The sequence below is a fragment of the Limnohabitans sp. genome, from assembly GCF_034680285.1.
In the GTDB taxonomy this organism is placed as follows: Bacteria; Pseudomonadota; Gammaproteobacteria; order Burkholderiales; family Burkholderiaceae_C; genus Limnohabitans_A.
Map to the genome: position 1 here is coordinate 12541 of NZ_JAXITC010000013.1, position 13141 is coordinate 25681.

At 54.5% G+C, this 13141-nt stretch carries 12 protein-coding genes; 8 read left to right on the forward strand and 4 right to left on the reverse strand.

Annotated features, from left to right (window positions below):
- Window positions 1-13 precede the first annotated feature (13 nt).
- Window positions 14-910 carry an NUDIX hydrolase gene (locus SWE17_RS11390; protein WP_322993218.1) on the reverse strand — a complete coding sequence of 299 codons (897 nt, stop codon included), beginning with the start codon at window positions 908-910 and terminating at the stop codon, window positions 14-16.
- A gap of 140 nt (window positions 911-1050) precedes the next feature.
- Here SWE17_RS11390 and SWE17_RS11395 point away from each other — a divergent pair, with 140 nt between their 5' ends.
- Window positions 1051-1962: an SDR family NAD(P)-dependent oxidoreductase gene (locus SWE17_RS11395; RefSeq protein WP_322993219.1), complete on the forward strand. Its 912-nt coding sequence runs from the start codon at window positions 1051-1053 to the stop codon at window positions 1960-1962.
- Window positions 1963-2017: 55 nt separating this feature from the next.
- On the opposite strand, the gene SWE17_RS11400 is transcribed toward SWE17_RS11395, so the two are convergent.
- Window positions 2018-2548 (reverse strand): PAS domain-containing protein, encoded by a 531-nt coding sequence (locus SWE17_RS11400; RefSeq protein ID WP_322993220.1) that lies wholly within the window; start codon window positions 2546-2548, stop codon window positions 2018-2020.
- A 295-nt stretch (window positions 2549-2843) separates the two neighbouring features.
- Between SWE17_RS11400 and SWE17_RS11405 the strand changes: the two genes are divergently transcribed.
- From SWE17_RS11405 to SWE17_RS11420, 4 genes are all read left to right on the forward strand, one after another.
- On the forward strand, window positions 2844-4946 hold the full coding sequence (locus SWE17_RS11405; protein WP_322993221.1) for a PAS domain S-box protein: 2103 nt from the start codon (window positions 2844-2846) through the stop codon (window positions 4944-4946).
- A gap of 69 nt (window positions 4947-5015) precedes the next feature.
- A complete protein-coding gene (locus tag SWE17_RS11410; protein ID WP_322993222.1) occupies window positions 5016-6104 on the forward strand; it encodes an adenylate/guanylate cyclase domain-containing protein in 1089 nt (362 codons plus the stop codon).
- Between the two features lie 134 nt (window positions 6105-6238).
- Entirely contained in the window at window positions 6239-7267 is a 1029-nt protein-coding gene (locus tag SWE17_RS11415) for a tyrosine-type recombinase/integrase (RefSeq protein WP_322993223.1), read from the forward strand.
- Window positions 7268-7472: 205 nt separating this feature from the next.
- Window positions 7473-8414: a hypothetical protein gene (locus SWE17_RS11420; RefSeq protein WP_322993224.1), complete on the forward strand. Its 942-nt coding sequence runs from the start codon at window positions 7473-7475 to the stop codon at window positions 8412-8414.
- Window positions 8415-8480: 66 nt separating this feature from the next.
- Here SWE17_RS11420 and SWE17_RS11425 read toward each other — a convergent pair whose 3' ends face one another.
- Entirely contained in the window at window positions 8481-8702 is a 222-nt protein-coding gene (locus tag SWE17_RS11425; RefSeq protein ID WP_322993225.1) for a TIGR02450 family Trp-rich protein, read from the reverse strand.
- A gap of 12 nt (window positions 8703-8714) precedes the next feature.
- Entirely contained in the window at window positions 8715-9824 is a 1110-nt protein-coding gene (gene mltB / locus SWE17_RS11430) for a lytic murein transglycosylase B (protein ID WP_322993226.1), read from the reverse strand.
- A gap of 234 nt (window positions 9825-10058) precedes the next feature.
- On the opposite strand from mltB, the gene SWE17_RS11435 reads away from it, so the two are divergent.
- The 3 genes from SWE17_RS11435 to SWE17_RS11445 all read left to right on the forward strand — a co-directional run bounded on the left by SWE17_RS11435 (window position 10059) and on the right by SWE17_RS11445 (window position 13133).
- Entirely contained in the window at window positions 10059-11012 is a 954-nt protein-coding gene (locus SWE17_RS11435; protein ID WP_322993227.1) for a histone deacetylase family protein, read from the forward strand.
- A 64-nt stretch (window positions 11013-11076) separates the two neighbouring features.
- On the forward strand, window positions 11077-11877 hold the full coding sequence (locus SWE17_RS11440) for an enoyl-CoA hydratase (RefSeq protein WP_322993228.1): 801 nt from the start codon (window positions 11077-11079) through the stop codon (window positions 11875-11877).
- Entirely contained in the window at window positions 11865-13133 is a 1269-nt protein-coding gene (locus tag SWE17_RS11445; RefSeq protein ID WP_322993229.1) for a mechanosensitive ion channel family protein, read from the forward strand. Before SWE17_RS11440 ends, SWE17_RS11445 begins: the two co-directional genes overlap by 13 nt.
- Window positions 13134-13141: the final 8 nt, after the last annotated feature.

Consider the following 13141-nt stretch of genomic DNA (forward strand, 5'->3'; position numbering starts at 1 on the left):
ATCTCCAAGATTGTCAATCGAGCAAACCTGACAAACCCGTCTCGGGCTCAAAACGCTTGTTTTTGAACATCAGGCGCGTTGGGCCCGGAAAAGCCGCCTGTTTCACCGAGTGCCTGGGGTCGCCGGGATAGCAAATCGTTCGTATGCCATCGTGGTCAAAGGGTTCTGGCTCCACCACCGGGGGCTGGCGGCTCTGCGCTTCGGTCAAAGCGCTGTGGGTGTCGGTGTGCCGTGCCAGTTGGACCAAGCCCATGATTTGCGGGGGCGCCAGCTCAATTTCATGGTCCCAATATCGGATCAGGGCCTCTCGGGGGGTGGTCCACAAGGTTTCTGTGGTCTCGTGGTTGTCGTGCGCGGCGGTTTGGCCCTCGGGCACGCGGGCGATGAAAAAACGGGTGTCAAAACGCTTGTGCGTCACCGAGGCTTGCCGTGGCGTGATCCACCGGGTCCAAGGCACCAAGGCATCTGTAGCGAGGCGAAGGGACAAGGTCTGAAACGCATCGGCCCAACTTTGGCCATTGGCCAAAGCATTTTGCAGGGCTTGCAAGTCAGTTAACGTGCTCGTGCTGCCTGGTTGGGCCAGAGCTTGACCCAACAAGATGCCGCACTCCTCAAACGCTTCACGAATGGCTGCGACAAACAAGCCTGCGGCGCGGTTTGCGCTCAAATCAGGCTCGGCCAGTCGTTGGTGCAGGGTGGACGGGTCTTGACTCAAACGGGCCAGCACCGCCTGGCTTTGGTCAGCAAGGTCAAGTTTGCCGCCTGGAAATACGTAGGCCCCACCCAAGACGCTGGAAGCTTGGTGTCGCCGTAGCAGCAGCACTTGAAGGCCTTGGGCGCTGTCGCGCAGCAGAACCACCGAGGCTGAGTCCAGCGGTGGTGTGGTGATGATTTGGGTGTTCAGTTCCATGGGCAAGCTGTCAATCGTGCAACACAGCCTCTCGGCTGCTTGTTTTAAAGTGGGCCCCTATTGGGAGACAAAGTCAGGTTAGCAGACGCTGGACCCAAGACCTGTCACCTGTTCACACCCATTCAAACCAAGGAAAAAACATGAGCATCGATTTCAAAGGCCGCGTGGCCATCGTCACGGGCGCAGGCGGCGGCTTGGGCAAACAACACGCGCTGGCGCTGGCCGCACGCGGGGCCAAAGTGCTCGTCAACGACCTGGGGGGCGATGTGCACGGCGTGGGCGGCTCGGTGTCGGCTGCGCAAGCCGTGGTCGACGAAATCCGCGCTGCAGGTGGCGAAGCCATGGCCAACGGGGCATCGGTCACCGACTTTGAGGCCGTGAAATCCATGGTCCAGCAGGCGGTTGATGCTTGGGGACGGGTGGACATTTTGGTGAACAACGCGGGCATCTTGCGCGACAAGAGCTTTGCCAAGATGGAATTGGCTGACTTCAAACTGGTCATGGACGTGCACGTCATGGGCGCAGTGCACTGCACCAAAGCGGTTTGGCCCCTCATGCAGGCGCAAAACTATGGCCGCGTGGTGATGACCACGTCGTCAAGTGGCTTGTATGGCAACTTTGGCCAAGCCAATTACGGCGCGGCCAAAATGGCGTTGGCGGGCTTGATGCAAACCTTGTCCATTGAGGGCGAAAAAAACAACATCCGCGTGAACTGCCTGGCCCCCACGGCCGCCACCCGCATGACCGAAGGCCTGATGCCCGAGCAAGTGCTGAAAGCCTTGGAGCCCAGCGCTGTCGTCCCCGCCATGCTGGTCATGGCCAGTGAGGACGCACCCAACCGCACCATCATTTGTGCGGGTGCTGGCAGCTTTGAGGTGGCGCACATTACCCTGACGCAAGGCGTGCACCTGGGCGTTAGCCCCGACACGGCCGATCGTTTGGCGGTCGCATTGGCGCAAGTCACGGATCGGCAAGGCGAGATGGTGCCGCGCTCGGGTTCCGAGCAAGGTGCGCTGGAGGTAGGTAAGGCTTTGGCGGCGCATCAAGGCTGATAGCAGTCAATTGCTGGCGCTCAGTGAATGGGTAGACCACATCTACCCATTCCAATCAAGAGTTTTGTAAATTCAAGACCCAGTCTTCGTAGTTGGAGCGGGCGTTTTTCAAGGCATCGCGCAAAATTTGGGTCGATGCTTCCATGGCATCACGAGATCCTGCTTGGCGCTCAGCGGTCAACATTTTTTGATAGAGATCCGCAATTTGGGGTAATGCGCTGCGCTTGGGTTTTCTGCGCACAGAGAAGTAACCCACGATGTTTTTTTTCATGTCAAATGAAGGGGTGACGTTCGCAAACACCCAATAAAACGAGCCGTCTTTGCTGAGGTTCTTCACAAAAGCAAACACTTCTCGGCCGGCTTGCACTTCATCCCACAGCAACTTGAACACTGCGCGAGGCATGTCAGGATGGCGAACAATATTGTGCTGAACACCCAGCAATTCATTTTCTGTGAACCCCGAGTAGTCGTTGAATGGTCTGTTGCCGTAGGTGATCTTGCCCTTGGTATCTGTTTTGGAGATGATGAATTCGTTATCGGCCAAAATTCTTTCAACTTGCGTCGGAACGATATTTTTGTATTTCATATGAGAGAACTCCGTCAATTGCGTGGAATTCTCTGTACTTCAATCCATGTTTGTTTTGACGCACATCAACAGTTGATGGCAATTTCAAGGCCGTTCGGGGCCGCTGCAACCATGGCAGTCCCTGAAGGCCAAATAAGAAATTGGCGTCTGCTGTTATCGTGGGGGCATCTTCCGAGCTGGGTCTCTCGCCCAATTGGCCCGCTCGCACTCTTCAGATGTCCCCCCAATATGTTGAAAGGGCTCTTCTTGATTCCGATCAATTTCTACCCTGCACGACCGACCGCAACATCACCTCATGAATCCAAACCTGTCTCTCGACCTTGGTCACGCAGCGCAGGAGGGTGTCACTGAAGTTCGGCTGGAAGAGGCCGTCATCAAAACTGGGGCGTTACAAAACGCCATTTTTAACAGCGCCAACTTCTCCAGCATCGCCACTGATGCCAAGGGGGTGATTCAGATCTTCAACGTGGGTGCGGAGCGCATGTTGGGTTATTTGGCTGCCGATGTGATGAACACCATCACGCCTGCAGAGATTTCCGACCCTCAAGAGTTGATCACCCGAGCGGGTGCCTTGAGTGCTGAATTTGACACACCCATCACCCCCGGCTTTGAAGCATTGGTCTTCAAAGCCTCAAGGGGCATTGAAGACATTTACGAGCTGACCTACATCCGCAAAGATGGCAGCCGTTTCCCAGCCGTGGTTTCAGTGACCGCGCTGCGTGACATCGACAAAGTCATCATTGGGTATTTGTTGATCGGCACCGACAACACCGCCCGCAAACAGGTGGAGGCGGATCAAAAAAAGCTCGACCAGCGTTTGCGTGATCAACAGTTTTACACCCGCTCACTGATCGAGTCGAACATTGACGCTTTGATGACCACCGACCCGGCCGGCATCATCACCGACGTCAACAAGCAAATGGAAGCCCTCACGGGCTGCACCCGTGATGAGCTGATAGGCGCGCCTTTCAAGAGTTATTTCACCGATCCGGCGCGGGCCGAGGCGGGCATCAAGCTGGTGTTGAGTGACAAGAAAGTCACAGATTACGAACTCACGGCCTGTGCGCGGGATGGCAAGAAAACGGTGGTGTCCTACAACGCCACCACCTTCTATGACCGTGACCGCACCTTGCAAGGCGTGTTTGCGGCTGCGCGTGATGTCACGGAACGCAAACGCTTTGAGCAAGCTTTGCAAGAAACCAATGTGGAGATGGAGAGTGCCAAATCCGCCGCAGAGAAGGCCAATCTGGCGAAGTCCGACTTTTTGTCCGGCATGAGCCACGAACTGCGCTCGCCACTCAATGCCATTTTGGGGTTTGCGCAACTGATGGCCACGGCATCGCCAGCGCCCTCTGATGCGCAAAAGGAAAGCATCACCCAAATATTGCAAGCGGGTTGGCACCTCTTGAAGTTGATCAACGAAATCCTAGACCTTTCCGTGGTCGAGTCCGGCAAAGTGTCTTTGTCTTTGGAACCTGTGGACTTGCCAGAAGTCTTGTCCGAATGCCACGCCATGATGGAGGCGCAAGCCCAAGAACGAGGCATCGTTTTGACTTTTCCCGAGTTTGATCAGCCCAGCTTTGTTTGGGCGGATCAGACACGGCTCAAGCAAATTGTGATCAATCTCTTGTCGAATGCGATCAAATACAACCAAGCCCAGGGCCAAGTGAAGGTGGCCTGCGCTCTGGTGTCGCCGGATCGCATTCGGATCAGTTTCACAGACACGGGTGCAGGGCTGCCGCCCGACAAACTGGCGCAACTGTTTCAACCCTTCAACCGTTTAGGCCAAGAGGCTGGCAATGTGGCTGGCACGGGCATTGGTTTGGTGGTGACCAAGCAACTGGTCGAGCTGATGGACGGGGTGCTGGGGGTCAACAGCACCGTGGGTCAGGGCAGTGAGTTCTGGGTGGAGTTGCGCAGCACGCCAACCCCTGAGCTCAAGTCCACAGCGCCAGAGGATGCGCTGCCCAAGCCCGTTGTTGATCGGGTCAACGCCCCACAAAAAACCCTTTTGTACATCGAGGACAACCCCGCCAATATGAAGCTCGTTGAGCGCTTGATCGATCGGCGACCGGATATCCACCTGTTGACGGCGATTGACGGCACGCTGGGGATTGCGCTGGCGCGGTCGACATTACCTGATGTGATTTTGATGGACATCAATTTGCCAGGCATCAGTGGTATCGACGCGTTGAAAGTGCTGAGGGCAGACCCGGCCACAGCGCATATCCCGGTGGTGGCGATCAGTGCCAATGCCATGCTGCGAGACATTGAGGTGGGTCGGCAACTGGGTTTTTTCAGATATTTGACCAAACCCATCGTGGTGGAAGAGTTCATGACGACTTTGGATCTGGCGCTCGAGAGCGCTCAAAAAAATACCGGGGTGATTTCATCCTGAATGCGTTGTTTCGTTCGTTTTCAGCTTACACACCACGGCTTCAGCTTTTCACTTTTGTAGGGACAACGCGTGATTCACACTTCCGATATCTTGAGGGCCAAACTGCTCATCGTTGACGATCAAGCCGCCAACGTGCTTTTGCTTGAGCGCTTGCTGCGCAGCGCAGGTTACAGCGCCATCTCAACGACGCAAAACCCGCAAGAGGTGGTGGACCTGCATCGCCAAAACCGATATGACCTGATTCTTTTGGATCTGAACATGCCGGAGATGGATGGGTTTCAAGTGATGGAAGCTCTCAAAAGCGAGGAGGGCGATGGCAGCTTGCCTGTGCTGGTCATCACGGCCCAGCCGAACGAAAAGCTGCGCGCCCTGAAAGCCGGCGCCTTGGACTTTGTCAGCAAACCATTTGACATTGCCGAAGTCTTGGCCAGGGTTCAGAACCTGCTGCAAGTGCGCTTGTTGAATCTGGAAACTCAAAAACTCTACAAGCAAGTTCTTGTAGAGCAGGAGTTGTCCGATATGTTGCTGCACAACGTGTTGCCTCAAGCCATTGCAGAGCGATTAAAAGGTCGATCCAAGCTCACCGCCGACCACCTCAACCAAGCCATCGTGGACAGTTACGACAAAGTCACGGTGTTGTTTGCGGACATTGTGGGTTTCACGGCTTTTTCGCAGGGCGTGAGCCCGGAGGTGTTGGTGGGTGTGTTGAACGACCTTTTTACACGCTTTGACCACATTGCCGAGCATCGCGGCCTTGAAAAAATCAAGACCATTGGCGACTGTTACATGGCCGCAGCAGGTTTGCCCACCGTGGTATCAGACCATGCTGACCGTGCTGCGCACATGGCACTCGACATGATCGAGGCGATTGAAGATTTCAACGCCAAAACCCAGCACCCGCTCAACATCCGGATTGGCATCAGCACGGGTGCGGCTGTTGCGGGGGTCATTGGCAAGAGCAAATTCCTGTACGACCTTTGGGGCGATGTGGTGAACACCGCCAGCCGAATGGAGTCACACGGCATCGCTGGGCGCATTCACTTGAGTGAGGCCACCCGCCAGGCATTGATTCAGCCTTTTGCACTGGAAGAGCGCGGTGTCATTGAAGTCAAAGGCAAGGGCGAGATGAGCACTTGGTTTTTGAACAGTTCCATATAAGGTGCGCGAAGGCTTCGGCAAGTGACATGCGTGTTGCACGGCAGCAATCAAGCTGCCGTGTGAGCATTAAATTCAAGCCTATTTGTAGGCATCCACGCCGATGCCTTATAGATGTGGCTTTTTGAAGCAAAGCCATGATCAACGATCTTCAAGTCATCACAGACAACTACATCGATACACGCATCATCAAGCGAGTGGCCATCAACGGCGTTGAATTTGATGAAGAATTCCTAGCTGGACTTGTTGCCAAGCACATGAGCCAGCGAGGACACCTCAAGCAGCCAACACTGACAACGGCGTTTGAGATCTACATGCATGAAAAGTCAGCTGTGAACCGTAAAAAGTTCCGTGACAACGCCACGCGAGATTTCAATTACTTTCTGGCCCAGTTTGGTGATTTGACTCTGCAAGAGTTGCGGCATTCACACGCCACCAAGTATCGTGACGCACAGATTGCACGGGGTCTGAACCCCACGACTGTTCGAAAGCACTTTGCAACACTCAACTCCATGCTTAACTTGTCCTTTAAACATTTGGACATTGATCGCCTGAGTCCATTTCGCGGTCTGCACATTCCAGGAGAAGGTGAAGTCAAACGCTATATGCGAAAGATCACACCCGAGTTGCTGCAGTCGGTCAAGAGTCGCTTGCTGATTCGAAGAACACCCTACAAACTGCTGGCCTTGGTTCAGCTGAACACGGGATTTCGTTTGTCCGAACCCTTGTTTGCTAGGCGTAATGATCTGGTGCTGGACCATGAGATTCCGCATCTTTGGATTCGCAGGAATAGTCTGTCGGATAGAAAAACCAAGTCCAGCGTCCGCGCAGTGCCGCTTGTGGGCGTGTCATTGCAAGCTGCTCAGGAGCTGCATCGCATGTCGGTGCTGGCCAGTAGCGAGTGGTTGGTGCCGCGATACGCCAAAGAGAACGGCAATGCCAGTTGTTCCGCCATAATCAACAAGCATCTTCGTGATTTGGAGTTCCGCAGCCACATGTTTAGGCATGCCCTGATTGACAGACTCAAGGCATGCAACGATGTGCCCACTCGGCTTGCAGAAAGCATCACGGGGCATTCAAGTGGCGGGTCGGACTTCAACACCTACGGCACAGTGGGCTACACACTGGAGCAGAAGCGTGATGTGCTCATGCGAGTGTTGGTTTGATACCTATGTCAGTTGTCGATAGAAGTTGTCACTGTCTTTTACAAGCCAGTGTTGCTGGCTTTTTATATGTCATGCATAACTGACATCAACGCTATGGGCCAGCAGGTAGTAGTCAGATTGACCAATCCGCTGCCCCCATCATCGCGAGCGCCAGCGTAAACATGCGCTATGAAAAATGTCTAGGGATTTGGGCTATTGCTAAAAGATGATTGTTGATTCAAGAATGATGTTAGGATTTGTTTTACTTCTAACAAGCGATAAATACTGGACCCATATGAAATTACGGATAATTCTCATCACTCTATTGGCGATAACTTGCCAAACCTTTGCACAGCCAATAAAAGTTAACAGGTTTGATGATGCCGATGAGTTTCTCCCAAAGGCTGAACAAAGAAATAAAAATAAAATAAGACTTTTTTTGCGGCAACAAGATGAAGAAACCTTATTTAAAGTCACTTCGCCACGCAATGTGACTATAGATGTTATTTCGAATGTCCCTGCAAATGCAGAGTATGGCGTGATTTTCCTATTGGGTGGTACTAGCGTTCTATCTATAGTTAATGAAAGATTAGATAGATCATTTAGCTTTCAGCCAAGAAGTAGAGATTATTGGTGGAAAAATAAGTTTGCCACTTTTCTTGTCGATGCGCCTTCTGATCGTTTGGATAAAAATGGGATAGGGGATACCTTGTGGAGAACTGGAAAAGACCACCAAGCGGATCTTCAAGCAGTGGTTTTGGAAATAGAAAAACGTTTTAAGATGCCGCTTGTTATTCATGGCCATTCAAACGGAGCAATATCAAATGCGAATATTGCGCAACTTAAAAATCCAAGTGTGAAGGCATTTATTTACAGTGGCTCTGCTTTCATGGGTCGAGGCGCAGACATCTTATCTCGTGTGGAGCATACTACTCCAGTGTTAATCATTCATCATCGTAGTGATAGATGTTCAGTCTCGCCGTCCAACGGCGTTGCAAATTTCGTGGAGCGTTTAATAGCACCCGAGAAAGTTACTTTATGGGTAGAGGGCGGGGTTGATGCAATGAGTGGTGATTGTGGACCCTTTGCTCCTCACAGTTTTATAGGGCGTGAGGAGGCCACAATTAACTCAGCAGCGGAGCAAATAAAGCAATGGTTGCATAAATGAGATCTCATTTATGCTATCTGGAATTCCAATAAAGCTGTATTCAGTTTCACGGCTGTTGAGCCAAACTCAAACCCAACCCTGCCGCCAAACGCCGTCATCCTGCAGTTCCCGCCAGGCGATGACCTGTGTGGCCTTTGAGAAAACCGATTCGATTTCCACGGACACTATCGGATCGGTGGGCTGCTCAGGTTGAATGACTCGGCTGACCAAGAAGTGTTTTTGCTTGGCCACGGGCTTGACCGCGGTCCATTTGGTCAGCAGCAGTTTTTTCGGGTTCAGCGGGTTCATGGTTCTAAACCTTCAGCGCTTGGTCGGCATTTCCCGCGCCACAGCCTCGGCCAACTCGATCACCGCCATGGCGTAGTAGCTGCTCCAGTTGTATCGGGTGATGGCGTAAAAGTTCTCAGTGCCAGCCACATAGCTGGGGGCGTTTGGCCCGTTGCGCAATTCAATCAAGGCCAAAGGGCCTGTGTGTGCCAAAGCTGCACCCTCGAGTGCGGCTCCCTTAGCCATAAAGCTGGCCACACTGAAGGTGGGCAAGATGTCTGGGGCCATCAGGCTGTCCATGTCGGTTTGGCTAGGGGTCAAGGTCACCGGGTAATGCGTGGGCATGCCGGGGCGCCACTGAAATGCTTTGAAATAGTTGGCGACTGAGCCGATGGCGTCGGCAGGGCTGCCAAACAAGTCAAGCCGTCCGTCCCCATCAAAGTCCACCGCAAATTTGGCCCAGCTCGAGGGCATGAACTGTGGCAATCCCAAGGCGCCTGCGTAACTACCCTTAACCAACAAGGGGTCGGCCCCACTCCGCGAGGTCAGCAGCAAAAACTGCTCTAACTCACTGCGGAAGAATGCTTGGCGTTCTGCGGCTCTGGGGTGGGCCAGCGGGAAATGAAAGGCCAAGGTGCCCAAAGCGTCCAGTACCCTGAAATTACCTGTGTTTTGGCCATACAAAGTTTCGACCCCAATGATGCCGACGATGAGGGAGGCGGGCACGCCGTATTCACGTTCCGCCCGCTCCAGTGCAGTTTGGTGTTTTTGCCAAAACCGCAAGCCTGCTTGAATGCGGATGGGCTCGATGAAGCGCGCCCGGTAAGCGGCCCAGTCTTTGGCAACGGGGCTGGCTGGGGGCAAGACCAATTTTTCAACCAAGGGCAAGCGTTGTGCTTGTGCCATGGTTTTTTCTGTCCAGACCAGGTCGAGTTGCAAGCGGCCTGCGGCCTCTTGCACCCATGCTCCTACTTCGGGATTGGCATTCAGTCGGGCAGTGGTCGCCGAAGACGATGGGCTGCTAGGCGCGTGTTTGTGGGCGCTGGCTTTGTTTTTTTTCTTGGGCTTCTTCTGTACCTGTTGACTGCTTTTGCCGGGTTTGTTGGCTTTTTTCTCGGTGGCTTGGGCTTGGGCCGCGTTCATCCAGGCCGTCAAGAATAAAAGGCAAAAAACAACGGTGAAAAATGCTTTCAGGCGGAACGCCTGGCTTGATCGAAAAAATGGCGTGTAGATTTTCATGCGGCCTTCAGTTTAAACGCGCCAAGGCCGAGTGGCGAGAGCATGGGACGGGCGTGATAAGCTGAAACAAAAATCATTGCTTTATCCAGAAAACCCACAGCGCTGCCACGGCGCTGAGCATGCAGGAAGACAAGCCTTATGGGCGCGACAGCTTATTTTTCTCACCCCACATTCTGGAAGCATGAGATGGGCGCGGGGCACCCCGAATGCCCAGAGCGCTTGGGAGCCATTGAAGACCGGTTGCTCATCAGTGGCTTGGACATGGCTTTGCAGCGCAGAGAGCCCCGTCCGGCGTCTTTGGGGGACATCGAATTGGCGCACGGCCGCATGCACGTGGCTGCTCTGCGCGGTTTGGGCGACGCTTTGCGAGAAGACTTGGCCGCTGGCGGACCGACCCACACCTCACTGGACCCGGACACGATGATCAATGCCCATACTTGGGATGCGGCATTGCTTTCGGCGGGTGCGGCCATCGATGCGACGGATGCCGTGCTGGCGGGAGAGTTGGAAAACGCTTTTTGTGCGGTGCGGCCACCAGGACACCACGCTTGCCGTGACAAGGCCATGGGTTTTTGCTTCTTCAACAACGTGGCGATTGCCGCCAAATATGCGCTGGAGCGGCATGGCCTCAAAAGGGTCGCCATCGTCGACTTTGATGTGCACCATGGCAATGGCACCGAGGACATCGTGGCGGGCGATGATCGAATTTTGATGGTGAGCTTCTTTCAGCACCCCTTTTATCCCGAAGGCGGCTCTCAGTCGAATGCCAGTAACCTGGTCAATTTGCCTGTGCCTGCTTACACCAAGGGCATGGACATTCGCGAGCTGATCGACATGATGTGGCTGCCCCGCCTAGAGGCGCACAAGCCAGAGATGATTTTCATCAGCGCTGGATTTGACGCCCACCGGGAGGACGACATGGGGCAGATGGGTCTGGTAGAGCAAGACTATGCGTGGATCACGCAACGCATCAAAGAGGTGGCTTTGCGCCATGCCAAGGGGCGTATCGTCAGCTGCCTTGAAGGCGGCTACAACCTGAGCGCGCTGGGCCGAAGTGTTGAGGCCCATTTGCGCGTGCTGGCCGACGTCTGAGAAAAGCACTGAAATGGGCTGGACTTGATCGGGGTGGTCATATTGTTTCGGCACAATGGTCAACATGACCGAATCTACCCACCCTCATACCCCTGACTTGCTGCTGCATCAGCGTGATGCGCGGGGCGTTCACCGCCTTACTTTGAACAGCCCCAGCAGCTTCAATACTTTGAGTGAAGCCATGCTCAGCGCACTCCAGCAAGCCCTGGATCTGATCGCTCGCGACGATCAAGCCAGAGTGCTTGTGCTGGAAGCTGCGGGCAAGGCCTTTTGTGCGGGGCATAACCTCAAAGAAATGCGTGCCCAACCTGAGCTGACCTACTACCAAAAGTTGTTCGCGCAGTGCACCCGCGTCATGTTGTCAATTCAAAAATTACCTGTGCCCGTGATTGCCCGCGTCCAGGGCTTGGCCACGGCGGCGGGTTGCCAGTTGGTGGCCCAGTGCGATTTGGCGGTGTCTGTCGATACCGCCACATTTGGCGTCAACGGCATCGATGTGGGCTTGTTTTGCGCCACACCGAGCGTGCCGCTGGTGCGCAACATGCACGCCAAACAGGCCATGGAAATGCTGCTGACGGGAGGCTTCATTTCAGCGGCTGAGGCCCAAAACCGCGGACTGGTGAATCGGGTCTGCCTGGCCACCGAGTTGGATGCCCAAGTGGATGCCTTGGTCCAGTCCATTTTGGCCAAACCACGCGAGGCGGTGCGCTTGGGCAAGGCTTTGTTTTACCAACAGCGCGAAATGGGCATTGAAGCCGCTTATCAGCTGGCAGGCCAAACCATGGCCTGCAACATGGTGCACGAGGTGGCGCAAGAGGGCGTGCAGGCTTTCATCGAGAAAAGGGCACCAACATGGCGGGGTTGAAGTCATTGAACATTGCCGACCCCTTGACTTGGCTGAGTACATTGGCCCGTGCCGAGTCGCTGCAAGTGTTGATCGCGTTTGCGATGTGCGTGCTTCTTGCGTGGCTGATGGTCTGGGGGATTCGCAAAGCGTTTGCCGACCAAGCTTTATCGATTTTGCTGGGCAAGCGCTTGATTGACGGGGTGTTGTTCCCCACTTTTTTACTGGCACTGACTTTCGCGGCGCGCACCTTGTTGACTGACGCACAGCCCAGCCCCATATTCGGCATCTTGTTGCCCGTATGCATATCGCTTGCGGTGATCCGTTTGGGCGTCAAGGTCTTGCAGGTTGCTTTTCACGAAGCGCCTTTTGTGCGGGTGCTGGAGCGCACGATTTCCTGGATCGCCTGGTTGGCGGTCGTGTTGTGGGTCACCGGGGTGTTGCCTTTGATCCTGGATGAGTTGGATCAGATCCGCTGGAAGGTGGGTGGCTCCATGTTGTCGGTTCGCACATTGCTGGAAGGTGCTTTGACAGCTGGCTTGGTCTTGATCGTCACCCTTTGGATTTCTGCAGCCTTGGAGTCAAGCTTGCTCAAATCCGCTAAAGGCAGTGATTTGTCTTTGCGAAAAGTCATCAGCAACACGGTTCGAGCCTTGCTCATGTTCGTGGGCTTGCTGCTGGCGCTGTCGTCCGTGGGCATTGACCTCACGGCCTTGTCAGTGCTGGGTGGAGCCGTGGGTGTGGGCATTGGCTTTGGTCTGCAAAAGCTTGCGGCCAACTACGTCAGCGGGTTTGTCATCTTGGCCGAGCGGAGCATGCGCATCGGCGACAACGTCAAGGTCGATGGCTTTGAAGGCCGCATCACCGACATCAAGGCCCGCTACACCGTCATCCGGTCGCCGAACGGGCGCGAGTCGATCGTGCCCAACGAAATGCTGATCACCCAGCGGGTGGAGAATTTGTCTCTGTCCGATTCGAAGATCGCACAGTCGACCACCGTGACAGTGGCTTTCAACGCACCTGTGGATGAGGTCATTGCCTGGCTGCTGCAACCCTGTCAGGCTCACCCCAAAGTGTTGGCCGAACCAGCGCCCTCGGTGGCTTTGTCGGCCTTTGGCGTCAATGGGCTGGAGTTCACCGTGAACTATTGGTTCGACGATTCGGACATCGGGCCGCTGAACCTCAAGTCAGACATCCATTTGGCTATTCTCAAAACGCTGCAGGCGCATGGCATCGAGATTCCGTTTCCGCAGCGGGTGGTGCACATGTCGGCATGAAAAAAGGC

Excerpts from the sequence above, each read along its gene's own strand:
- SWE17_RS11390 (WP_322993218.1), bottom strand. The coding sequence starts at position 910 with ATGGAACTGAACACCCAAATCATCACCACACCACCGCTGGACTCAGCC.
- SWE17_RS11395 (WP_322993219.1), top strand. The coding sequence starts at position 1,051 with ATGAGCATCGATTTCAAAGGCCGCGTGGCCATCGTCACGGGCGCAGGC.
- SWE17_RS11400 (WP_322993220.1), bottom strand. The coding sequence starts at position 2,548 with ATGAAATACAAAAATATCGTTCCGACGCAAGTTGAAAGAATTTTGGCC.
- SWE17_RS11405 (WP_322993221.1), top strand. The coding sequence starts at position 2,844 with ATGAATCCAAACCTGTCTCTCGACCTTGGTCACGCAGCGCAGGAGGGT.
- SWE17_RS11415 (WP_322993223.1), top strand. The coding sequence starts at position 6,239 with ATGATCAACGATCTTCAAGTCATCACAGACAACTACATCGATACACGC.
- SWE17_RS11420 (WP_322993224.1), top strand. The coding sequence starts at position 7,473 with ATGATTGTTGATTCAAGAATGATGTTAGGATTTGTTTTACTTCTAACA.
- SWE17_RS11425 (WP_322993225.1), bottom strand. The coding sequence starts at position 8,702 with ATGAACCCGCTGAACCCGAAAAAACTGCTGCTGACCAAATGGACCGCG.
- mltB (WP_322993226.1), bottom strand. The coding sequence starts at position 9,824 with ATGAACGCGGCCCAAGCCCAAGCCACCGAGAAAAAAGCCAACAAACCC.
- SWE17_RS11435 (WP_322993227.1), top strand. The coding sequence starts at position 10,059 with ATGGGCGCGACAGCTTATTTTTCTCACCCCACATTCTGGAAGCATGAG.
- SWE17_RS11440 (WP_322993228.1), top strand. The coding sequence starts at position 11,077 with ATGACCGAATCTACCCACCCTCATACCCCTGACTTGCTGCTGCATCAG.
- SWE17_RS11445 (WP_322993229.1), top strand. The coding sequence starts at position 11,865 with ATGGCGGGGTTGAAGTCATTGAACATTGCCGACCCCTTGACTTGGCTG.